Source organism: Candidatus Blochmanniella chromaiodes str. 640, assembly GCF_000331065.1.
Taxonomy (GTDB): Bacteria; Pseudomonadota; Gammaproteobacteria; order Enterobacterales; family Enterobacteriaceae; genus Blochmanniella; species Blochmanniella pennsylvanica.
The window spans coordinates 92,809-117,365 of sequence record NC_020075.1 but is presented as its reverse complement, the minus strand read 5'-3'; the positions used below and the strand labels follow the sequence as shown (position 1 = coordinate 117,365).

Here is a 24,557-nt window from a genome sequence, read left to right as displayed (position 1 = left end):
TTAATAGAATCATATATTTGTATTATTAATATTAATTAAATATAACGATTACGAATAAAATTTTATTTTTTACTTTCATAATCATCATTTTTTAAAAAAATTCAAAATAAAAACGAAAATAAAAATATGTTTAACAATATTTAACCTGGAGTATTTTATATCTTACTTTTCCTTTTGGAGTATTAATTCGAACAATATCTCCTTCTTTATGACCAATCAAACCTCTAGCAATAGGAGAATTGATAGAAATCATATGTTCCTTAAGATTTGCCTCATCATCCCCTACAATACTATACGTTTGTCTATATGTTGTATCCAAATTTTCAACGCCAACCGTAGCGCCAAAAACTACTTTATCGTCAGTAGTTAATTTGGTAATATCTATAATATGTGCATTAGAAAGTTTAGACTCTATTTCTTGAATACGACCCTCACAAAATCCTTGTTGTTCTCGAGCAGCATGATACTCAGCATTTTCTTTTAAATCGCCATGCTCCCGCGCTTCGGAAATATTCTTTATAATTTCTGGACGAAGAACATTTCTTAAATAATCTAGTTCCTCTCTCAACTTTTCAGCTCCACGTAAAGTCATTGGTATGCGCTTCATGTTATACCTTTATTATATTGCATACATGTAAATAATAAACAATCACACTACATACAAAAACATGATTTAATTAAACATTATAATTTTATCTTCTTAAAAAACAAAAATTGTCATTACCTAACTTTTAAAAACTTTTTCAAAAAAACATCTCTCTTAATATGTATAAACTATTTTATAAATATCTATGTTTATAAAACATCATCAATTACGATATCATGATATTAAAATTTTTTAAACTTAACGGTATATTATGTGTATTGTTTTAAAATAACAATAGAATTAGCTAATCCTGATTCCTACTCGATGTCTTGTGTATACATAAGAGTTGATTCTTAACTTTGAGTATGATGAATAATAAACTTCATAATACTGTTACATAGCGATAATACATTAGTATTATGCATAGAAGATATAGAGTAATAGCGCCCTTTCCATTTTAAAGAACTAATAACATGGTTAATCCTTTTTTCCGCCACTTGTTGTTCCAACAAGTCTATTTTATTGAATATTAACCAACAAGGTTTGCTAACTAAATTTTCATTGTAATTACTTAATTCATGCTGAATAGTAATAATATTTTCTAATGGATCGGAATTATCCACAGGCGCAATATCAATAAAATGCAGTAAAATTTGACAGTGTTCTAGATGCTTCAAAAATCGCATTCCTAATCCCAAACCATGAGAAGCGCCTTTAATAATACCAGGAATATCCGCAATAATAAATCTATCATAGCTATTAATTTGTACCACACCTAAATACGGTACTAATGTAGTAAATGGATAATCTGCTACTTTTGGTTTCGCTGACGATATTATACGAATAAAACTAGATTTTCCAGAATTAGGTAATCCAAATATTCCAACATTTGCTATTAGAAGCAATTCTAATAGCAAATGTTGGAACTCTCCTGTTGACCCATTTGTATTAAGTACCTTACAATAATGCAAAGAAGATTTAAAATGTCCATTTCCCAAACCATGGCGACCTCCTTTAGCCACCATCAACCGTTTATGATGAATACCCATATCTCCCAATAATTTATTTGTTTTTTTATAACTTACTCTAGTTCCCCACGGTACTTTCACAATAACATCTTTGCCTCTTTTACCAGTACAACCACGGCTACGCCCACTTTGTCCATGCCCGGCTCTAAAAACACAATTAGAATGAAAATAATTTAAAGTATTAATATTAGGATCTGCTAATAACCAAACATCCCCCCCATTTCCTCCATTACTACCATTAGGCTTCTTCAAAAAAGAAGCTCTTCTTCCCGATTTTTGAAAACTGATACATCCATTCCCTCCGTTACCAGCAATAACCGTAATGTTGGTCATGTCAACAAATTTCATAATATATCTCTAACATATCGTCTATATTTATAGTATATACAACTTGTCACTTAATAAGTTAGTGTAAATTTTGTAATAATAAAATTTATTCCATATTGTTAAATAATGTTTTTAGTATTTTTATTCCTTCTATCGTTATCAATATACACAGTTACTTACCTTTCAAATCCGTATAAATACATGAACATTTTTAATAATTCTTAAACCTTATAAAAAACACACATGTCATTTTCAAAATACTAATATAATCATCGCTTGTAACTATACAACTACCAAAATACCTGGGCGCAATTAATCCTTTATTTATAAAATTAAAAATTTTAATTATTAAGTAACATTAACAAATTAAATTTCTATTTCTGAGAAACGATACTAATAAATTTGCGGCGCAATGCTCCCCTTTTTTCAAATAAAACTTTTCCAGATTTTAAAGCAAAAAGAGTATAATCTCTTCCACAACCTACGTATTTTCCTGGATGAAATGTATTGCCTCGTTGGCGCACAATAATAGTGCCTGACGATACATATTCACCTCCAAAACATTTAACTCCTAAACGCTTACTATGTGAATCTCGACCGTTACGAGTAGAGCCTCCAGCTTTTTTATGTGCCATTTTTATTCCTTATTTCTTAATGATTTGGATTGCAATTGCTTATGCTTAATACTTAATGCTTACTATTTTTATTGTTGTAAAACACTGACGATGTCCTTGGAATTTACGAAAATGTTTACGACGTCTAAATTTAATAATCTTTATCTTTTGATTAAGACTCTGAGCTATAATTTCTGCTATAATCTGCCCTTTTTTTATAAAAGGACTCCCTATGTGAAGGAATTCATTAGAGTCAATAAGCAATATTTGATTAAATTCCACTTGATTACCAACCTCAAGATCAATCCGTTCTATATGAATCACTTGGCCTTCAACAACACGATACTGTTTACTACCAGTTTGAAAAACTGCATACATAAATAATAATCCATCTCTTGTTTATAATCTGATATTATTTCTATACATATTGTTATACATTAAAAAAAAATGTTTCTCAACACAATAATAAAATTTACTGCATACTCATAAGCGTAGTTTAACTTAATAAGAAAATTGCATACGTAAACAATATATAAATACATCAACATTTTATATTTATAATAATATTAATGAATATTGATCAAATCTCCGAACTAACTGAACAAGATATGGAAGATGTGAATTCAGAAATTCGCACGCGATTAGCATCTGAAATCACTTTAATTAACAAACTTGTTCAATACATTGTAGATAGTGGAGGAAAACGAATTAGACCCATGATTACCTTGCTGACCGCAAGGGCGTTATGCTATAAAAAAACACAACATGTTACTATTGCTACATTAATAGAGTTTATTCATACTGCTACTTTATTACATGATGACGTAGTAGATAAATCACACATGAGACGCGGTAGGAAAACTACTAATATAATTTTTGGTAATGCTGCTAGTGTATTGGTAGGGGATTTTATATATACACGAGCCTTTCAAATGATGACTGAATTAGAATCCTTGCGAATATTATCTTTGATGGCAGATGCAGTCAATATAATTGCAGCAGGAGAGATATTGCAATTAACACATTGTAATGACCCCACTATTACTATCGATAGTTACATGAAAATTATTTATAGTAAAACTGCTCGTTTATTTGAAGTAGCTTCTCAATCATCTGCTATTTTAGCTGATGCCAATACATGTCAAGAAAAAGCATTGCGTAATTATGGGCGATATATGGGGATTGCCTTTCAACTAGTTGATGATGTATTAGATTATTCTGCCTCAGAAACAATATTTGGTAAACATGTCGGAAATGATTTAAATGAAGGAAAGCTTACTCTTCCTCTGCTACACGCTATTCATCATAGCACCTCAAAACAAGCATCACTTATAATTCAATCTATTAAAGAAGGTAACCATCGTCACTTGTTAAATATAATTTTAGATACAATGCATCAACATGGATCATTAGACTACACTCGAAAACGCGCTGAAACAGAAATCAAAAAAGCTATCTCTTGTCTTGATATTTTACCTCCTTCTCCTTATCGACAAGCATTAGCAAGTTTAGCGACTTATACGGTTCAAAGAATTTATTAGATTTTCATCTTTAAAATCACAAATCATTTGACATTAAAATTATATATAAAATATAAAATTGTGATGCTTATAAACATGAAATACTTTTATTAACTGCAATAAACGCAATTATGTTATGTTAATAAAAATATTGATAATAAAATTAATATAACATATGATTGTTTTTAAATTTATTATCTACATATATAGGCAATATAAATGTATTTCAATCAAATACCAGCGGGAAAAAATATTCCAGAAGATATATATGTGATTATTGAAATTCCAGCTAATTCTGACCCAATTAAATATGAAATTGATAAAAAAACAGGAATAATATTCGTTGATCGTTTTTTATTAACACCTATGTTTTACCCTTGCAATTATGGATATATTAATAATACTTTATCATTGGACGGAGATCCAGTAGATGTCTTAGTGCCTACCCCATATCCTTTACGATCAGGTTGTGTAATACATTGCCGCCCTATAGGTATGCTTAATATGCATGATGAATCTGGAGAAGATGCAAAAATAATTGCAGTGCCCCACGAGAAAATATCAGAACAATACTCACTAGTGAAAGATATAAATGATTTTTCAATTTTATTGCGCAATCAAATTAGTCACTTTTTTAAAAATTACAAAGAATTAGATTCTAAAAAGTGGGTAAAAATAAAAGGATGGAGCAATATTAATGCTGCTAAAACGGAAATTTTAAATGCTTTTGAACGTTTTGAAAAAAAAATTTAATATCACACTTGCACTTTATATTAGATCTTACACATTTTAAGTATATTGGTATTGGGTATACGCAAATATAAAAAACTAAAAATCAAGCTTATATAATATATCAACCGCTTGTTGATTACTTCCTGAAGTAACTTCTAAATATAGTTGCGAACACAAGCAATAACGTACTGTTATTGTTGTCAATAAATCAAAAATGCCAATTCCATATTTAATTTGTAGGCCAGGAGCAATATATCCACTTAACGCAACTAACGGGGCAGTACTAATATCTTGAGTATTTAATGTTAAATCTTGAACACCAAATATCTTTCCTATTTTGTTAATAAACTTCTCACTATTCCTAACAGTTGCTCCGATTAACAACGATGTTACTATATTCGTATCTGTATTCAAAGGAATTACATTTTTACTATCGCCCAATAAATAAGATGTTATCTCTTGTGAAGAAAGGGATAATGAATCAGAGAAAATTTCTATTTTTGGTTGACTAAAAGTACCAGTAATCCGTATACCAACTATACTCCCTTCTTTAATACTAGAAGGATCGCAAATTGCTTCAATATCGATATATGGTTGGTTTATCGCTCCGGAAAACAATAATTGTCCCTTTCGTATTATCAAATTTTGTCCATATGCTTGAAAACAACCAGAAGGTATATCAATATGGCCTGTTAATGCCAAATGATTTTTATTGTATTCAATTTCTAAATTACCTCTTAATTTTGTACGAAAACCCAATCCGTTAAAATTAACATCATTACCAAGACACACGTTAATATTAGCAGAAAAAGAAATAAATAAATTTTTAGAATTATTTAAAATAAGTTGGAGATTATCATCTAGCAAAATTTCTTCTGAAGAAATATTTGTTATATTTTTTGAATACTCCTTCACTTCAATATGAGCCCAAGGGATTACAACATTGCCTTCTATATGAATTTTTTCTGGAGTAATTGTACAATTAAAATCAGGAGATATCTTCATTTTTATTTCTGGTGACATACAAAAATTAATTTGGTTACCTCGTATTTTAAAAAATGCACGTATATTACTAATAGAATCAAAATTCATAATATTCCCATTTAAATGCAATCTATATCCATAATCTGTATCTATTGTTCCATTTAATACAGCATGATCTCCAAAGAATTTTATAAATAATTGACCATTTTTTACAAAAAATAGCGTATCAGGTTTATTAACATTAAAATTTTTTAATTGAGCTGTGCCATAAATTTTTAGGTGACGTTTATATCCATAAAAATAAAGATTTAAATTTAACAATCCATGTATAGGTTCTTGTAACGAAATCAATGAATTACAAAAAGATACTAACGAAACATTTTTAATATGTATATTTCCTGCTAATTTAGATGTATTGTGTAATTTAGTTATTTTAAATAATCCATGGACTTGATCATCATCTCCAATGTTCATAAACCACTTGCAATACGAAGCAGTTTGTGTCAATACGATTTTTGCAGTTATGTTATTTATTGTAATCGGAAAAATTTCGGGCTCTTCAATAGAAGATTGGATGTTAAATTGTTTTCCTGAAAATGAAATTATACCCTTAGGTAATAAGGTGCCTAATATCCAATAACAATCTGTACAATATATACGAACAGTATGCATGTTCATTAATCTTGGCAATAAAATCTTTAAAGAAACTACATTAAAATTTTTGAATGCATCATTCACTGTATTCAATATATTCTCCTTTAAAACATAAGAAATAGGGATGGTGCAATCAACAATTTCCCAGTAATGTGAATCAAGGATAATTTTTCGCGTTAAATATTGATAAGTAAGAACAACATCTTGCATTAATTTCCATGTTCCTATTGAGGTAACAATGTTTGTTTTTTTAATTTTACTATGCCAAGTTTTATGAAAAAGATCTAAATTTCCAAAAAGTTTTACTTGACCAGATAACATATCGCCATAAGCAACTAAATCTAAATAATGTTCTTTAATATTACCTTGTCCTTGTATAATTAATTTACATAACGACACAATTCCACATTTTATCTGATTTGCTTGAAAAAAAATTTTGCTTTGTATAACGGTATCATAACAAATATCCCCGTTTATCATTATTTTTTCAAAAAAAAGGTTTTTTTCATGCCAATACAAAGAACATGCATCAATATTTAACAACAGTCTAGGAGAATATTTAACGGGACTATATAATTTAAATTTTCCATATACACTACCGTTTAATCCAGGTATCAGCACGTTGCAATCTGGAGCCTCCAACACAATGTTAAAAATAGAATCTCTTTTCAAGTCTTCTTGTATTTTTAACACGTTAGGACCCCATTTAATTAGTAATGCGGGTATTTTCCATGTACCAGTTGAATTATTGTATAATACACCTATGCATGAAATATTATTATTTTCTATACTCCCATTAAGATTTAAATCAGATATTGTTATATCCCAAGCGTCAGAATATACGTGTCCTTGCATATTGATGTTACCTGACAAATTTATAGGATATTTTAACCACTTTTGAAAAATATTTATTTTGTTTAACGCACACACACTGTTCCAACTAATCATATCACCCGACCAATTAACCATTCCTTGTATATCAAGATATTCTTCTAATACAGTCATTCTTAATTTAGAAATAGAACAACTATTCACATCTCCCTGAGCGTTCATAACTATATGTACTAATGATGAAAATTGAGCGCTACTTAATTGAGACGTTATCTGAATGGAATAATTTCTTGTTTCACCATTGACAAATACATCGAGCTCTTCTATTAAAGAATCATTCTTTCCTAAAAAAGAAAGTGGTATTTTTCTACCAACTATAGATATAGTTATAGGCATTCCGGATTGTATTATCTTAGTTTTTAATAATACATGTACTGTAGAAATAACACCTAAAAAATCACAACAAAGACGTACCTCGTTATATAATTCTCCTACGATAACTAATTTTATTTTACTTACGTCTTTTTTCTTTATATTGGTAGAATTACTACTAGTATTAAAATGATATTTCGTATAATTGAGGGTTATATTTATTGGGTAATATTCTTTAAATATTATGCTACCTATTACATTAAGGTATCCATATGGCCATTTAAGATTTAAGTTAATATTTGCAGTTTGATTATATAAATATGTTTGTAAATAAAAATAATTAATAATATAAGAATTATTATTATCAAAAATATAAAAATTCTCTCCTGTTATATCCTTTAGAACTATATTTATAGGAAAATTAAAAGAAGGTAATTTTGTTAATAATTTACTAGAAAATGATTTCAATAAATACTTTATATTCCGTTGATTACTATACTTATATATATCTATCGCATTGGTTGCTATATTTGATGTATTTACATCTGGAATATTTAAAACTGCCCCTTTAATATTTACAGGTAAAACTGTCAATAAATTATCTTGAAATGTTAATTCAGTATCTAATTTCGTTACTTCAAACGTAATGTTATTTAAATGAATACAAGTATTATTCAATACTATATTCTTTAATATTATGGCAAATGGGATAGAACGAATATTATTTATTTCTATCCTTTCGTATTTTTTATGTGATTTGTTCGTCGCATCATTTTTTTTTATTTTTATACAAACATCTTCCAAAAAAAGATGATTAATATATATTTTTTTATTCCATATGTCTTTTAGATTTAAAAAAACATCACATTTATTAATGTTAATTACACCTATCGAGGTTTCATATACTACATGAGTTATATTAAAATTACCCCAACTGCCAGAAACAGAATCAAATTCTAAACCAGGAATACAATACGTAATGCCTGTAAAAATTAAATATGTTCCTATATTAGTACCTAATAAAAACACAAAAAATCCACATACTATTGATATCCATAATAAAAAAATAACACAGATTTTTTTTACAAAAATCATAAATCTGGTCCTAAACTGACGTATAAATATAAAAAATGATGATTTATCTTACCTTTGTGAATTAATGGAGTCGCTACGTCCAATTTTATAGGACCTATTGGTAATTGCCAGCGCACTCCAATACCTATACCAGATTTAAAACTATTCCATTTGATATCATTGGTAATCTCTCCTGCATCTATAAAAATAGCTCCCCACCATTTATTAATTACATTATATTGATATTCAAACGTAGTAGTAATAAGTTTAGTAGCGATACCTACAAAAGATTCAGAATTATCATAAGGATATAAAGATTTATATTTGTATCCACGGATACCATTATTTACATTGGAAAAAAATCGCAACATTAAATTAACAGATGAAAAATTGTTGGTATCTATCCAACTTAAGTTTCCACGAGCCAAAATACGATGTTTTTTTAATAACGTCCTAACCCAAATATTTTGAACTTGCACAGCAATAAAATTAACATCCGATTTCCAACAATTATTAGATATATTGATTGAGTAACGCTGGCTATCTCCCCAATACGGTATTATATCTCCACGCTTTCGAATACGAGATATATTTATCCCTGGATAAATTAACATTACATTTTTAATGATATAATTATTAGAACAATGATTAAAGTGCCAATGCACATTAATTGAACGTTGCCATTTATGAGAACAATTCCAATAACGAGCTATATTTATAGTTATAATACTAGACTGAACATTATGTGTATCTTCATGTATCAACCCTCCTTGCAATAAATAGTATTCTTCTAGTGGATTAGAAACCAGTGGAACTTTATAACTTAAATCAAAAGCTTGTTCTGGCTTAGATAAACTACAGTTAGTTTCTAAACTATGTCCATATGCATTAATCCACGGTTTTTTCCAAATGATTTTAGTTCTAGGGCCTGTGTCGATAGTATAACCAGATCCGGTTGCAAAATTATTTTTTGCACAAGGATAGAGAAAAATATCTAATTTTATTTTTTTTTTTTGTTGAAAACGCATATAATCTGAAGAAATCGATACTGATTCAAACCAATTAGTGTAATAAAATCGGCGATTTAATTCCATAACGGATGTAGCACTGTAATATTCTCCCGATCGTATGTTGGATATATTTTTTAAATAATCTTCTTTAATTTGACTACCATGAAACTTAATTCTTTCAAAAACATAACGCTGGCCACTATAAAAATCTATGTTCCAAATGCTCTGACAGCGAGAAGGAATGACAATAAGTTGACTATTTTGGAACTTGGCATCAAAATATCCTTTAAATAAAGCTAAGTTATATAGTTTATTTTTAAATTGTTCGTAATCATTATGATTCAATCTTTTCCCAATAAAAGATTTGCTATCTTTTATTATTTTCTGGTAATCAACGTCCTTTACACCATCTCCTCGTATAACAACATTTACTTCAGTAACTACAACTGGATCCCCAGGTTCAACTTTAATAACTAATAGATCAGAATTTTTATTCAAAGACTTAAGTGGAAAAAAAATCAATGTTGGGGCGTAATAACCTAGTGGGCGTAGTCCAGTTCTAATTGCATTGTCTATTTTTTTTTTAAATCTGAATCTACATACTTTACATTAGTATGTATATTTAATAATTTTTGACGTACATTATAATCTAACTCACTATTTAATCCTTCTACTTGTAAATTAATGCTACTATTACATATCAATGGCATAAAAAAATATATTATTAAATACAACCGTATTATCATATACTTTTTAAGATCCTTAAACATATATCGAATCCTTGACTATATCAAAACTTTAAATAAAGTAATTTTCATACTCCATTAATACACTATATTTATATTTAAACCTTGTAAAAACATAATATATAATTCACACATTATTAAATGTAAAATACACATATTTTATAATTTTGAAAAATAAAACCCATTTGAAAAGACATTTTAATAAATTAAAAAATAATAATTATATTTATTATATAAATAACATAACATCTGTATTTTTTCTACATCTACAACAACTAATATACGAACTCAACATGGATATGTCATATTTTTTGTGTAAATTTTATGAATACCTTACTCTGACGATTCTGACAAATAATATTACAAATTAAAAAATCCAAACATTAATAGTAATTATTTATTTAATTAATATAAATAATTATTATTAATACAATATAATCAATCAATACAATGAAACTTGAAAACCAGGATTTAAAAAAGACTGATTGATATTTTTGTAATGCAAGGGATTACCATTCCAATCATTAACAACGGCACCAGCTGTTCTAGCTATTACATGACCAGCGGCCGTATCCCAAATTTTAGTACAAGAAAACCTTGGATAAAATTGAGCACTACCTTCTGCTATTAAACAAAATTTAAATGAAGATCCAATATTAACAATTTTATAGTCTTTCAACCTGTTTAAAAAATTGTATAACTTATATTGATCACAACAAAAATTACTACGACTCATCACTATAATTGGATAATGAGACATACGTACTGCTATGTTTATACGTTCTCCTCTAGCATTAATCTTCCATACTTGTCCATTATCTGCAGCATATAACACATTATACACAGGAACATACACTACCCCCATAATAGGTTGACCGTACTCAATGAAAGCAATGTTAACAGTGAATTCACCATTGCGTAATAAGAACTCTTTTGTTCCATCCAAAGGATCTATTAGCCAAAAACAACTTCCATCTCTACATTTCCGCCATGTAGTAATATCTTCTTCAGATAAAATTGGGATTTCAGGTGTTAAATTTTTTAAATAATACACAATCACCTTATGAGAAAACAAATCAGCATTAGTTACAGGAGATGTATCTAACTTTTTATACGCGTTTAACTTTAAACCTCCATTATAAATCCTCATAATTTCTATTCCAGCTTTACGAGCAATACAACTTATTTTTTCAACCATTCTATGATAAAAAATCATCATGTATATCCCTAATAAATTTTTGCGTGCTCCGTAGCATAAATTCGAAAAGACAGTATAAAAATAGATTTATAAAATATAAACTTTATTTTTAAGCAATTATATACTATAATTATTAATTGAAATAAAAAATACACACATTCATGTTTATATCTCTTTCAACAAAACATATATACTTTAATATTTTCGTATTACAATAACTAAAAAATTTAATAATTTTTTTATTAAGATAGATAATGATAAAAATTATTTTATTACTTATAATTATTTACTCTATACTATTTCATCAAGGATGATGACATTTATTGTAGAAAAAATATCATTATAAATATGAATATTTATGCTATATGTACCAATAGTTCTTAATACATCATGATTAGGTAATCTAATCTGAGATTTAGAAATATTAAAACCAGAAGCTTCTGTAATTGCAGTAGCTATATCACGAGAACCGATGGAACCAAATAATTTCCCTTCAACACCTGATTTAGCTTTAATAGTAATACTACCTAATCTATTAATGGTTTTTGCGCAAAATTCAGCCTGAGTTTGCGCCTCTATAGCTTTAGCTTGTAACTCAAGCTGGTGCGCTTTAAATATTTCAATATTTTTTTTTGTAGCTGGCATTGCTTTAGATTTTGGTATTAAAAAATTACGGGCATAACCTGAGCGCACAACAACTTCTGATCCCTTATTTCCAAGTTTATCGATATTATCCAGTAAAATAATCTTCATTGTTATTTCCATTATAAAATATACCAATCATATTCATTCACAAAGAATTACACTTTACTGATGATGGTCAGTATACGGTAGTAAAGACAGATAACGCGCTCTTTTAATAGCACGCGCTAACTGTCTTTGATATCTTGCTCGTGTTCCAGTAATTCTACTTGGAATAATCTTTCCGCTTTCTATAATAGAATGCTGTATTGTGACAAGATCTTTATAATCAATATTAATGCATTTTTCCGCTGTAAACCTACAAAATTTGCGATGACGTACAAAACGTGCCATAATTAACTCCATAGTTCATTATAAAATATATATAAATGCAATCAACTTTTTTTACAATCAAAATTGTTTTTTTCTCCAAATTACAGATCTGATCAATATATTTCTATACTTGCAATTATTATTTTTACTACAAAAAATTTACAAAACCACACTAGACCAGCACAATACTGAATATTAAATACAACTATCAACCTTATACATCATACTTGATCCCATATGTACTTCATTATACTATATATTAATTGCATGATGCTCTTGGTTTTCTTCTATCTTTTTCATCATAGGAGATGGTTCAACGACCGCATATTTAGTTCGTACAATCATGCTACGTATAATATTTTTGTTAAAATGAAAATCATCATTTAATTCTTTAACAGTATCTTGCGATACTTCTATATTTAATAAAACATAATAAGCTTTACAAAGCTTATTAACTGGATATGCTAATTGGCGACGTCCCCAATTTTCTATGCGATGGACTTTGCCTTGAGCATTAGTAACAATTGTTGTATAGCGATTGATTATGCTAGATATTTGTTCACTAAAATCAGGATGTACCATAAAAACTATTTCATAGTAACGCATATATTATTTTCCTTTCATTATAAATCTTCCAGTATATTGAACGTAACAACATTCTTAAAAATTATAGATATTTATATTTTTACGTGTTTATCCTTAAATGATTTTTTATATAAATTCGAAAACTTCATCTTCTATGAAGTGACCATATCATATATCATTTCAATCATCATTATTTATATTTCCAACGCTGTCTTAATGCTTCAAACAAACATATTCCCGTAGCTACTGAAACATTCAGCGATGTCGCAACTCCTAACATTGGGATCGTAACTAGTTCATCGCATTTTTTCTGAGTCAGATAACGAATACCATTTCCCTCAGAACCCATTACAAAAGCTAATGGCCTAGTTAATTTGCTGTTAAAAATTAGACGTTGAGATTGCATTACAGTACCAATAATCCAGATATTATATTTTTGAAGTAATTGTAACGTTCTAATTAAATTAGTTACTTGCATAAAAGGTATATTATCTACAGATCCACTAGCCACTTTTCTAACCGTCCCATTTAAACATGCTGAACGATTACGTGGTGCAATAACTATGTGTGCCCCAGCTGCATCTGCAGATCTCAAACATGCACCCAAATTATGTGGATCAGTCACGCCATCTAATATCACTAATAATGGTGTAGTTTTACATTGCATTAAAAAATTCGGTAAAGCATTTTCTTGCATACAATCATTTGGAACTATTTTAACAAAAATACCTTGATGCAATGCACCTTGCGTTTGAATATCTAACTGGCGACGACTACATTCTCGAATGCTAATTCGACGTTGTTTTATTTGATCAATTAACAATTTCAAACGCAAATCTTTAGATTTCTGCATGATACATACAGACACAATTCGATGTGAATAATTATCTAAAACCGATTTTACTGCATGTATGCCGTATACTAATTCACTCATTTCATTTATTAAAATAAATTACTTTAACACACAGTATTGCAATAAATTTTTAAAGTATTTTTTTATATACTATTATTATGAAAGGCATCAGTTGAAATATAATTAAGATGCTTTATTTAAATATTTTATTTACCGTAACTGTATGTCTAATATAATTAGAAATATAGTTTAATATTTATTAACAACACAAATAATCTTCTATTCAAAATAAGATATTAATTTCTTCATACTACTAATCAAGAATCAAATGGATTACGTAATATTATTATTGCAGCACGGTCTGAGCCCGTAGAAACAATATGTATAGGAACCCCAATAAGTTCTTCTATACGTTTTACATACAGCTGTGACTCCTTAGGAAGTTGATGGAATTCCGTGATACCTACGGTACTTATCATCCACCCAGGTAATATTTCGTATATAGGTACACAATTTTCTAGTTCTTCCAAAGAACATGGAAAATTGTGTATTACTTTTCCATTTTTCTTGCGATATGCAATACAAATTTTTAGCTCTTTTAAGCCATCTAAAACATCAATCTTTGTTAAACAACACGAAAAAAAAGAATTAATTTTTACAGAATACCGTACTGATACCGCATCAAACCAACCAATACGACGACGGCGACCAGTAGTAGAACCAAATTCATTTCCATTCATACATAACCAATTACCTATATCATTTGACAATTCTGTAGGGAAGGGACCAAATCCCACACGAGTAGAATACGCCTTTACAATACCTAAAACATAATCAATATAATTAAGCCCAACTCCCGCACCAACACTTACACCCCCAGCAATAGTATGACTGGAAGTAACATAAGGATATGTTCCGTGATCAATATCTAATAAACTACCTTGTGCTCCCTCAAATATTACTGAATCACCCCGTTTTGCGGCATCATCTAATAACTCAGGTACATCGACAACCATATCTATCAGTATATCAGATATCGACATAACTTCATCTAAAACAATTTGATAATTGATAGGCTTCGTTTTATAATAATGAACTAATTGAAAATTATAATAATCGACAACATCTTTCAGCTTATTTTTAAAATATTTCAGATTATACAAATCACTGACTCGTAAAGCACGCCGCGCAACTTTATCCTCATATGATGGACCAATACCACACCCAGTGGTACCAATAGCTTTAGAGATATGATGATTTTCTCTAGCCAAATCCATTGCTACATGATAAGGTAGCAACAGAGGACAAGATGCAGAAATAAATATGCGCCTACACGTTGACACGCCTAGTTTTAGTAACATTTTCATTTCTTTTATTAAAGAAAATGGCGATAATACAACACCGTTAGCAATAACAGCAGTAACATGATTATGCAAAATTCCAGAAGGAATTAAATGTAGAGTTATTTTTTGCTGGTCTACTACAATAGTATGGCCAGCATTGTGCCCTCCTTGATAACGGACTACATATTGCGCTCGGGAAGTTAACCAATCAACTATTTTTCCTTTACCTTCATCACCCCACTGAGCTCCTAACACAACAATACTTCTAGCCATTTCTTAAAGTCGCCTATTTAATTCAAATTAACTATTTGTGACAAAATTAAATATATAGTTCCGATGATATACACCATATATAATATTTGCTCTATACTCTATATATCAAACATAACGAATAATAACTATCCAAGAATATGCGAACACCTTTAACTACATCATTAATTATTAAGCCCGGTAGTACTTTTTGGTGATTTCATAAAACGTAAAAAATCAGTTTCTGCGCTTAACACCATAAGATCATTATTGTTTTTCTTAAAACTATTTTCATATGCACGTAAGGTACGTACTAAAGCATAAAATGAAGGGTCTTCATTAAAAGTAGTAGCATATAGTTTAGCAGTTTCTGCGTCAGCTTCACCCCGAATGATTAATGACTGACGTTTAGCCTCAGCTAGAGTACGTGTTACTTCATAATCTGCTGTAGCACGTAATTTTTCCGCTTCTTCTCGTCCCTGTGATCTATGACGTCTAGCAACAGCATCGCGTTCCGCACGCATACGTTGATAAATTGCATCAGATACTTCTGTTGGTAAATTAATTTGCTTGATTCGTACATCCACTATCTCAATGCCCAATGCAGCCATACTATTTGGATTAACCAAATCAGAAACACGATATTGTTCTTGCATTGACGAGTCATAATTTTTCGAATGAAAATGAAACTTTTTAATATCATTATTACAACGAAATCCTGACGCTTCCTCTCCTGAAGTTCCATGATTTAACGATGCACGTACATCGGTCATTAATTTATTTCGAGAATCTGTTACAATACCTTGAACATTCAATCTCCCTAATTCTGAACGTAAACGGTCGGAAAATTTTCGTTTTATCAGTACTTCTGCTTGGCTAATATCACCCCCTCCTGTTGCTAAATAATATCGACTCAAATCGCTAATACGCCATTTTACATAAGAATCAATAATCAAATCTTTTTTTTCCATAGTAACAAAGCGATCTGCTTGATTGTCCATAGTCTGAATACGTGAATCTAAAATTTTTATTGTCTCAATAAATGGAATTTTTATATGCAATCCTGGATTGTAAATTAATGAATTGTTATCTGCATCGCGTAATACTTTACCAAAACGCAATATAATACCCTTATGCCCCTCTTCTATCGTAAATAAAGAAAAAAATAATATTACTATTACACATATTACAAATGAAAAAAAATTTCGTATCATCTACGACTCTCTCCCTTTGCGCGCAATATCAACACGTTGTACATTAGCCTGTCTTTGGTCTAATACTTTTTCTTTAGGTATAGAATTTGTATGACGAGACAGATGGCTATTTTTTGATATTAACTGTACATTATTCATGTTAGCATCAGTACTAGCACATATTTGATTTAAGTTTAAAGCATCATCAGTATTATCAATACTATCAGAATATACAATATCATTGTTATCTTTAATTTGTTTTAATTGACCTGAAGGTAACAATAGTACATTCTGCGTATCTTTTGAATTTACAAATATTTTTCTAGTATTACTTAACACACGCTCCATGGAATTAATATATAATCGCTCACGAGTAATTTCAGGAGCTGCTTTATATTCTGGCAAAATTTTAGTAAATCTTTGTACTTCACCTTGTGCTTCTAAGACAGTACGTGCTTTATACGCTCGCCCTTCCTCTAAAATACGTTGCGCATGTCCATTGGCTCGTGGTTGTACTTCATTGGCATAAGCTTCAGCCTCGCGAATATATTGTTGTTCATTTTCTCGGGCAGCAATAGCATCATCAAATGCTGCTTTTACCTCTTCTGGGGGGCGAGCTGTTTGAAAGTTTACATCTAATAAAGTAATACCCATATTATAAGGGTGTATCGTTTTCTCTAACACTCTTCGAGTATCACTACGTACCACCGTGCGCCCTTCTGTTAAAATACGATCCATATTATATTTCCCAATAACTCCACGCAAAGCACTATCAGTAGCTTGACGCAAGCTATCGTCAGCATCAATAACGTTAAATAAATAGTTTTTTGGATCAGTTACGCGGTACTGTACATTCATCTCTACTCGGACTACATTTTCATCTGAAGTCAACATCATGCCAGAAGCTGCTAATTCACGTACTGATTCTACATTTACTGGAATGACAACATCAAAAAAAGTAGGTTTCCAATTTAAACCTGGTTGCACTAAATGATGATATTTTCCAAATCTTAAAACTACCCCGCGTTCTGCTTCTTTAATCGTATACAAACCACTAATAATCCACGCAAAAACAACAATAATTAACATTAACGTTATAAAAAAATTTTTATTTTTAGGAAATTTTTCTGAATCCTTATTTTTCTTTCTAAATATATTTAATTTATCAGTTATTTTATCCAAATATTTATCTGAATCTAATATATTAAATTCAGATTTATTCTTATCTTCAATAGAAGGACGACCTACATCATTCTTATCATGATGCCCCCATGGATCATGAATATATTTATAGTTATTAAGATAATTACAAATCATATTTTTCCTCACACATTATATGAGTGATCTATATATATTTTCTTTATTTTAAAAATATTAAACAATATAATCCATCAATAATTTATTATTTTTTAATAAACGACCCCAATTTACAGAAGATAAATATATTTTTAACCTAATATAATTATGATCTTCAACCCAATATTGTTTAACAACTTGTAATTTATATAACTTCTCGCATAAACCGTTACTTATAGGCATTCGTAATTCATAAGAAATCATATAGTTTGATAGCAATTCATTAATAGATTGTAGCAATAAAGAAAGACCTAAATTATTTTGAGCTGATATCCAAACCCGTATTGGACGACCATGATTATCTCGATCAATACGTGGTACTATTTTTTTTAATCGATCTATCTTGTTCATCACCAAAATCATTGGAACATTATGAACGTTTAAATTACTTAAAATACAATGTACCGTGTTAATATTTTGTTCAAATCTTTCATCAGAAACGTCTACAACATGTAATAATAGAGTTGCTTGTACTGTTTCTTTTAAAGTCGCCTGAAAAGAAGATATTAAACCACGTGGTAAATTTTGAATAAAACCTACCGTGTCCGTTAATATAATATCATGTATACCTTTGTATACAATACGTCTACTGGTAGGATCAAGAGTAGCAAACAGTTTCGATGATGTATACACATGTGATGCGGTCATTGTGTTAAATAAAGTAGATTTTCCAGCATTTGTATATCCTACTAAAGAAACAGTAGGTACTCCAATTCTAACACGATGTCGTCTACCCTGTTCTCGTTGATTTTCTATTTTTTTTAGACGCAATAAAATCTGATTCATCTCCTTGCGTAATAAACGGCGATCACTTTCTAATTGCATCTCTCCTGCTCCCCCTCGTAAACCAATACCTCCTTTTTGGCGTTCAAGATGACTCCACTCATGTACTAAACGAGAATTTAAATGCCTCAGTTGAGCTAATTTCACCTGCAACTTACCTTCGTACGTACGTGCACGTTGCGCAAAAATGTTGAGAATCAGTTGATTTCTATCAATAATCTTACATTTCAATAAACACATAAGATTCCGTTCTTGATGAGGAGACAAAATACAATTGAACAACACAATAGATACAGAATTATTCCTAATCATTCGTTCAAGTTCTAATGTTTTTCCGATCCCGATAAAATATTTAGCATTACAAGTTTTACAATTACTAGTAAGAATATCCAATACCTCCATGCCTGCCGTAGATGCCAAGGATAAAAATTCCTGTAAATTGAAATTTTCATTTTGTTTTTCTTTAGCAAAAAAAGTATGGACTAAAATAGATTGATTAGCCGAATAACCCGAATCACACAATAAAAGCTACTCCACAAATTCTACAAATAAGTTATACTTATTTCATCAAATATGATGAAGTTATCACATATTATATAGTATATCATACTTAATAGTATTCGGTAATACTGCATTTAATACATAATTATACTTTAAAAGATTAAAAATCCCTAAAAAAACGATCAGAATGTAGTGTGATTACCAGCGCGACCAACATAATATGAAACAACACGGGAAGGAACAATAGTAGATATAGCATGCTTATAAATCATTTGATTCACTGTATTTCTTAACAAAATCACAAATTTATCAAAAGACTCAATTTCTCCTTGTAATTTAATACCGTTTATCAAATAAATAAAAACCGGAACACGCTCACGACGTAATACATTCAAAAATGGATCTTGTAATGATTGAACTTTGTGCATTTTCAATTTCCTTAAAAATTAATTTTATATTATTCTAAACGGTCTAAATTAAGCAAATAACTTCAAATTTAATTTTTTAAATTTTATATATTAGATAGATTTTTCAATTAATATCTTCGATATACTATCAGTTGCAGCAGATAAATTATCACTATTTAACCAGCATAAATTCGGCCATCTACGCAACCAGGTTAATTGTCGTTTCGCAAGTTGCCGGGTAGCACAAATTCCTTTAATTATCATCTGATTATAGTTAATATCACCAGATAAATACTCCCACATTTGACGATAACCTACACAAGAAATGGACGATTTTACTTCTTTTGTATGTAAATCAGATCGATTAAATAATTTGATAACTTCATCTTCAAATCCAATATCTAACATTCTATGGAAACGTTCCTCAATTCGTTTATATAATAAATCACGACTTGATGGAACAACAGCAAATTGATGAAATCGATATTTCAGTTTTTGATTATTAATTAATTTTAATTCTGTCCATGTTTTACCAGAAATAAAAAAAATTTCTAATGCTCGGATTATTCTCTTATGATCATTTAAGTGAATTTTGTTGGCCGAAATCGGATCAATATGTTTTAATAAATCGTGTATATTTACCCATCCCGTTCTTTTTGCTTCATATTCTAGATCATCACGAATTTTTTGGTTAGTTGCGGGTAAAAAACATAACCCATCTAGCAGAGTTTTAAAATATAACATCGTTCCACCCACCAACAAAGGTGTATGTTCAGACTGTATAATATTTTCCATTTCATTATCCGCATCACAATAAAAATCTGCCGCTGAATAACATTCAACTGGATCACGAATATTTATCAATTTATGCGGGGCTAGTTTTAATTCTTCAGCAACAGGTTTAGCTGTACCGATATCCATATCACGATATATCAAAGCCGAATCAACACTGATAATATCTATTTTTTCTTTTCTTTTCTTTAAAGCTATAGCTAAACTTGTCTTTCCAGAAGCCGTAGGACCCATTAAAAATATAACTAATGGTTGATGTTTAATAAAATTCTCCCTGAATTATATAAAATCAAAAATGTTACTACCTGCAATCATTTCTATAATTTATCAAAAAATTCAATTATTTCGAGACACGCGTTAACTCTTATACATATAAGTATATGCAATAAATATTAATCATTATTGCTGAAAAATACTGAATGTATAATAACTTATTTAATATAATAATTGTTGCTTTTTTATTTATTAATTTACAGTAAATATATATTTTTAAGATTATGAATGATCTAATAATTTTCGTTGTGACATTATGAAATAAGCACGTAAGCCTTTGTATAAAGCATTAGCTATTTTTTCTTGATATCCACTACTAACCAACAAAAATTCGTCTTTTACATTACTAATAAATCCAGTCTCTACTAAAATAGAAGGGATATCAGGAGATCGTAATATACCAAAACTAGAATACTCAGGTATATCCTTATGTAAAGGAGTAATATTTTTTAATTGATGTAAAACATGTGCTGCAATATCATACCCTGCTCGTTGAGCGTAACCAAATTGCAAATCTAAAACTAAATGATTAAAATACGGATCATTATGATAACTAGTTAGTATATCTCCCAATCCTCCCAATAACTCTGCGTGTTTCTCGCTGCGTTGTAACCAATGTATCATTTCACTTTTAGCACGACGATTAGATAACACCCAAACTGATGCCCCTCTAACATTAGTGTTTAAAGAAGAATCTGCATGAATAGACACTAATACATTTGCTTCTCTTTTTCGAGCCAAATTAGAACGTTCCATGACCGATAAAAAATAGTCTCCGTCCCGAATCATAACAGCTTTAAAACTCGGGTCTAAATCCAATAATGTTTTTAGTTTTTTAGCTATATTAATTGTAATATTTTTTTCATATATCCCATGGCGACCTGTAGCTCCTGGGTCTTGCCCTCCATGTCCAGCATCGATAGCTACAATAATAGGAGATAATGTCTTATTGTGATTCTGATTTTTTCTAAATCGTGTATCTATTATTCTCTTTTGATTATTTATCATTTGACCTGAATTAACATGAATTTTACGATGCACAATGGGCGATATTTTGCGAGTATTTACCTCAGGAATAGTAAATATTTCTTTTTTCAAAATTGTTAATATAATACTATAATGCTCTTTTATTTGTTTTTGTGTTACTGTTCCTATATTTGAAGGAGAAGTTAGATCTAATACTATACGTATACTTTGGTGATTAAGAGATGTATTTGTTCGAATGCATTTGACTAAATTAGTGCCATTAAAATTTATTGGAAATATATTTTTTTGAACTTTAGATGTTTTTAAAAGATCTATTACAATTCTTTCAGGGTTATGTAAGGAAAATATCATATACACGGGAACAACAACGCTGTCTAATGTTACTGTAGCTTGATTTGCATTATTGGTAACAGAGATTGAACTAAGAGTTGATGCTATAACTGGTTCAACACATAAATATCTTGAAAATATTGTCATTACGAAAATTATTTCGTATTTTAACTTCATGCGTCTAACTTCCAGCGTACTAACAAAGCATCTAACATTTTGTGACCTAAATTACTAAAAGATTTTATAATGACTTTCCTAGATTCTTTATGATCATGATAATTTATAGTGACTGAAATATCTTCTTTCGGTAAAATTCCCATTCCTTGTTTTGGCCACTCTATTAAGCATATAGTACGCCCATCAAAATAATCTCTAATTCCCATGTACTCCAGTTCTTCTGAAGAAATTAACCGATAAAAATCAAAATGACACACACGCCAATGTTTCAAAATATAAGATTCAATTAAAGTGTAAGTAGGACTTTGTATATGGCCATTATGTCCTAATGCATGTAAAAATCCCTTACAAAAAACAGACTTTCCTGATCCTACATAACCATTTAAATAAATCACACAACCTTGAACACAAACAGAAGCCAAAGTAGCACCTAATGACAGAGTTTTTAATTCATCAGATAATACCAACACATATTTCTTCATCATTAGTATGAATTTAAGAACTTATACATCACAGTATTTTTATAAGTAAAATAATATAAAAGATATCAACATAATCACTTATTATTCAATTAATTTTTATAGATACATAACAATATATATAAAACTTATATAACAAATACAAAATCATAAAAAACACTAATTACATCTTTCTACATTAAATAAATTTTTAATTAGAATTAAAAAATAATAATTTTATACACATTTAAAATTAATTTCTATTACTATAGATTATACCAGAAAATGATTTACTCTTTATATCAATGTTGCAATTTGATATAAAGAGTAAGAGACAAATAAATGTCTAATCAAATATATTGAAAAAATCGTACATTATATAGTCATAAGACTGCAAGTAATTTTGTCATATTCGCTATCCATCAATTTGTCAAACTCATCATTATCGTATCAATAAATATGCATGCTCAATTTATTTTTAAACAACAAATAATTCCTGATTTATATATAATTAACCACTCTAAAATATATTAATAGTGCACTTATTTTAAACTTCATTTGGAATTAAAATACATAATGATAATCAATGATATAAAAGCAAATACTAAAATGGAGCGGGAAACGAGATTTGAACTCGCGACCCCAACCTTGGCAAGGTTGTGCTCTCCCAACTGAGCTATTCCCGCACACTTTAAATAAAAAATAAAAATATAATTATTATTTCAATGAATCTGCATCGTATATTTAGCAACAGTTTACAACCGCGCCAACTAACTATCTTATCAATTGATTTTTCTTACGCTTTCAAATAATATCTATATTATTAATTTTATGGCATCTTGTAATTGTATAAAATGCTTGCGATAATACATTAATTCTGCAACAGATTCACGAATGTCATCTAATGCACAATGGGTTTTCTGTAACCGTAATCCAGATATCAAATCTGGTCTCCAACGAACCATTAATTCTTTAATCGTGCTCACATCTAAATAACGATGATTAAAATATGATTCTAACTCTGGCATATATCGAAATAAAAATATACGATCCTGAGCTATACTGTTTCCACATATCGGTGATTTTTTAAAACCGACCCAATTTCTTAAAAATTTTATTGTCAAATTAGATGCGCTAACCTCATCCAATGTACTACATCTCACCTTTTCTATTAATCCAGTAGCACTATGAACACGTGTGTTCCAATCATCCATTAATAACAGCTGAGATTCAGATTGATGTATTGATATAACAGGACCCTCTGATAAAATATTCAATTTACTATCGGTAACTAAAGTAGCTATTTCCAAAATACGATCCCATTCTGGATTTAGTCCAGTCATCTCTAAATCAATCCATATCAAATTGTCATCACGCATATAACCCCGCTTACATTTATATACCGAATCTTTATTTCAATAAATGACATTACTGCGGTACTAAATTATTTTATTCATATTATTCCATTATTCTTAATTATGTTAAATATTCATGAAATTTATCTAATATTGTTTGCATATAACGCTAATAAATATCAGTCTACAATTTTAAAATTGTAGACTGATATTAACATATTCTTT

22 protein-coding genes, 1 tRNA gene and 1 pseudogene are annotated in these 24,557 nt (G+C 29.4%); 2 read left to right on the top strand and 22 right to left on the bottom strand.

Going from position 1 to position 24,557, the window contains the following annotated elements; translation table 11 throughout:
• Positions 1-130: 130 nt before the first annotated feature.
• The 4 genes from greA to rplU form a co-directional block, all read right to left on the bottom strand.
• Positions 131-607 carry a transcription elongation factor GreA gene (gene greA / locus BCHRO640_RS00490; protein WP_015344394.1) on the bottom strand — a complete coding sequence of 159 codons (477 nt, stop codon included), beginning with the start codon at positions 605-607 and terminating at the stop codon, positions 131-133.
• 332 nt (positions 608-939) lie between these two features.
• Positions 940-1,962 carry a GTPase ObgE gene (gene obgE / locus BCHRO640_RS00485; RefSeq protein WP_015344393.1) on the bottom strand — a complete coding sequence of 341 codons (1,023 nt, stop codon included), beginning with the start codon at positions 1,960-1,962 and terminating at the stop codon, positions 940-942.
• A 353-nt stretch (positions 1,963-2,315) separates the two neighbouring features.
• Positions 2,316-2,576 (bottom strand): 50S ribosomal protein L27, encoded by a 261-nt coding sequence (rpmA, locus tag BCHRO640_RS00480; protein ID WP_015344392.1) that lies wholly within the window; start codon positions 2,574-2,576, stop codon positions 2,316-2,318.
• Positions 2,577-2,621: 45 nt separating this feature from the next.
• The gene (rplU, locus tag BCHRO640_RS00475) at positions 2,622-2,933 is read right to left on the bottom strand and encodes a 50S ribosomal protein L21 (protein ID WP_015344391.1); all 312 of its coding nucleotides are present in this window, start codon (positions 2,931-2,933) and stop codon (positions 2,622-2,624) included.
• Positions 2,934-3,124: 191 nt separating this feature from the next.
• On the opposite strand from rplU, the gene ispB reads away from it, so the two are divergent.
• Positions 3,125-4,096 (top strand): octaprenyl diphosphate synthase, encoded by a 972-nt coding sequence (gene ispB / locus BCHRO640_RS00470; protein WP_015344390.1) that lies wholly within the window; start codon positions 3,125-3,127, stop codon positions 4,094-4,096.
• A 198-nt stretch (positions 4,097-4,294) separates the two neighbouring features.
• Positions 4,295-4,828, top strand: coding sequence for an inorganic diphosphatase (ppa, locus tag BCHRO640_RS00465; protein WP_015344389.1), 534 nt, complete (start codon positions 4,295-4,297; stop codon positions 4,826-4,828).
• Between the two features lie 75 nt (positions 4,829-4,903).
• On the opposite strand, the gene tamB is transcribed toward ppa, so the two are convergent.
• From tamB to orn, 18 genes and pseudogenes are all read right to left on the bottom strand, one after another.
• Positions 4,904-8,743 (bottom strand): autotransporter assembly complex protein TamB, encoded by a 3,840-nt coding sequence (gene tamB, locus BCHRO640_RS00460; protein ID WP_015344388.1) that lies wholly within the window; start codon positions 8,741-8,743, stop codon positions 4,904-4,906.
• Entirely contained in the window at positions 8,740-10,230 is a 1,491-nt protein-coding gene (locus BCHRO640_RS00455; protein ID WP_236608105.1) for an autotransporter assembly complex protein TamA, read from the bottom strand. The genes tamB and BCHRO640_RS00455 overlap by 4 nt, the downstream gene beginning before the upstream one ends.
• A 74-nt stretch (positions 10,231-10,304) precedes the next feature.
• A complete protein-coding gene (locus BCHRO640_RS03370; protein WP_236608104.1) occupies positions 10,305-10,502 on the bottom strand; it encodes a hypothetical protein in 198 nt (65 codons plus the stop codon).
• 418 nt (positions 10,503-10,920) lie between these two features.
• Positions 10,921-11,676: a 3'(2'),5'-bisphosphate nucleotidase CysQ gene (cysQ, locus tag BCHRO640_RS00450; RefSeq protein ID WP_015344386.1), complete on the bottom strand. Its 756-nt coding sequence runs from the start codon at positions 11,674-11,676 to the stop codon at positions 10,921-10,923.
• A 291-nt stretch (positions 11,677-11,967) separates the two neighbouring features.
• Complete coding sequence (rplI, locus tag BCHRO640_RS00445; protein WP_015344385.1) at positions 11,968-12,429, bottom strand: 50S ribosomal protein L9; 462 nt, start codon at positions 12,427-12,429, stop codon at positions 11,968-11,970.
• Positions 12,430-12,483: 54 nt separating this feature from the next.
• On the bottom strand, positions 12,484-12,711 hold the full coding sequence (gene rpsR, locus BCHRO640_RS00440) for a 30S ribosomal protein S18 (protein ID WP_015344384.1): 228 nt from the start codon (positions 12,709-12,711) through the stop codon (positions 12,484-12,486).
• A 231-nt stretch (positions 12,712-12,942) separates the two neighbouring features.
• The gene (rpsF, locus tag BCHRO640_RS00435) at positions 12,943-13,296 is read right to left on the bottom strand and encodes a 30S ribosomal protein S6 (RefSeq protein ID WP_015344383.1); all 354 of its coding nucleotides are present in this window, start codon (positions 13,294-13,296) and stop codon (positions 12,943-12,945) included.
• Between the two features lie 169 nt (positions 13,297-13,465).
• Positions 13,466-14,209 (bottom strand): 23S rRNA (guanosine(2251)-2'-O)-methyltransferase RlmB, encoded by a 744-nt coding sequence (gene rlmB, locus BCHRO640_RS00430; RefSeq protein WP_015344382.1) that lies wholly within the window; start codon positions 14,207-14,209, stop codon positions 13,466-13,468.
• A gap of 236 nt (positions 14,210-14,445) precedes the next feature.
• Complete coding sequence (locus BCHRO640_RS00425) at positions 14,446-15,744, bottom strand: adenylosuccinate synthase (RefSeq protein WP_015344381.1); 1,299 nt, start codon at positions 15,742-15,744, stop codon at positions 14,446-14,448.
• Between the two features lie 161 nt (positions 15,745-15,905).
• A complete protein-coding gene (gene hflC / locus BCHRO640_RS00420) occupies positions 15,906-16,934 on the bottom strand; it encodes a protease modulator HflC (RefSeq protein WP_015344380.1) in 1,029 nt (342 codons plus the stop codon).
• Positions 16,935-18,230: an FtsH protease activity modulator HflK gene (gene hflK, locus BCHRO640_RS00415; RefSeq protein ID WP_015344379.1), complete on the bottom strand. Its 1,296-nt coding sequence runs from the start codon at positions 18,228-18,230 to the stop codon at positions 16,935-16,937.
• 57 nt (positions 18,231-18,287) lie between these two features.
• Entirely contained in the window at positions 18,288-19,574 is a 1,287-nt protein-coding gene (hflX, locus tag BCHRO640_RS00410; RefSeq protein ID WP_015344378.1) for a ribosome rescue GTPase HflX, read from the bottom strand.
• A 167-nt stretch (positions 19,575-19,741) separates the two neighbouring features.
• Positions 19,742-19,981: pseudogene (gene hfq / locus BCHRO640_RS00405) on the bottom strand (RNA chaperone Hfq); the annotation flags it as partial.
• A 90-nt stretch (positions 19,982-20,071) separates the two neighbouring features.
• Positions 20,072-20,986 carry a tRNA (adenosine(37)-N6)-dimethylallyltransferase MiaA gene (gene miaA, locus BCHRO640_RS00400; protein WP_015344377.1) on the bottom strand — a complete coding sequence of 305 codons (915 nt, stop codon included), beginning with the start codon at positions 20,984-20,986 and terminating at the stop codon, positions 20,072-20,074.
• A 261-nt stretch (positions 20,987-21,247) separates the two neighbouring features.
• A complete protein-coding gene (locus BCHRO640_RS00395) occupies positions 21,248-22,489 on the bottom strand; it encodes an N-acetylmuramoyl-L-alanine amidase (protein ID WP_236608103.1) in 1,242 nt (413 codons plus the stop codon).
• Between the two features lie 26 nt (positions 22,490-22,515).
• A complete protein-coding gene (gene tsaE / locus BCHRO640_RS00390) occupies positions 22,516-22,989 on the bottom strand; it encodes a tRNA (adenosine(37)-N6)-threonylcarbamoyltransferase complex ATPase subunit type 1 TsaE (RefSeq protein WP_420021783.1) in 474 nt (157 codons plus the stop codon).
• A 598-nt stretch (positions 22,990-23,587) separates the two neighbouring features.
• Positions 23,588-23,663: transfer RNA gene (locus BCHRO640_RS00385), tRNA-Gly, on the bottom strand.
• A 129-nt stretch (positions 23,664-23,792) separates the two neighbouring features.
• The gene (gene orn / locus BCHRO640_RS00380; protein ID WP_015344374.1) at positions 23,793-24,356 is read right to left on the bottom strand and encodes an oligoribonuclease; all 564 of its coding nucleotides are present in this window, start codon (positions 24,354-24,356) and stop codon (positions 23,793-23,795) included.
• Positions 24,357-24,557 lie beyond the last annotated feature (201 nt).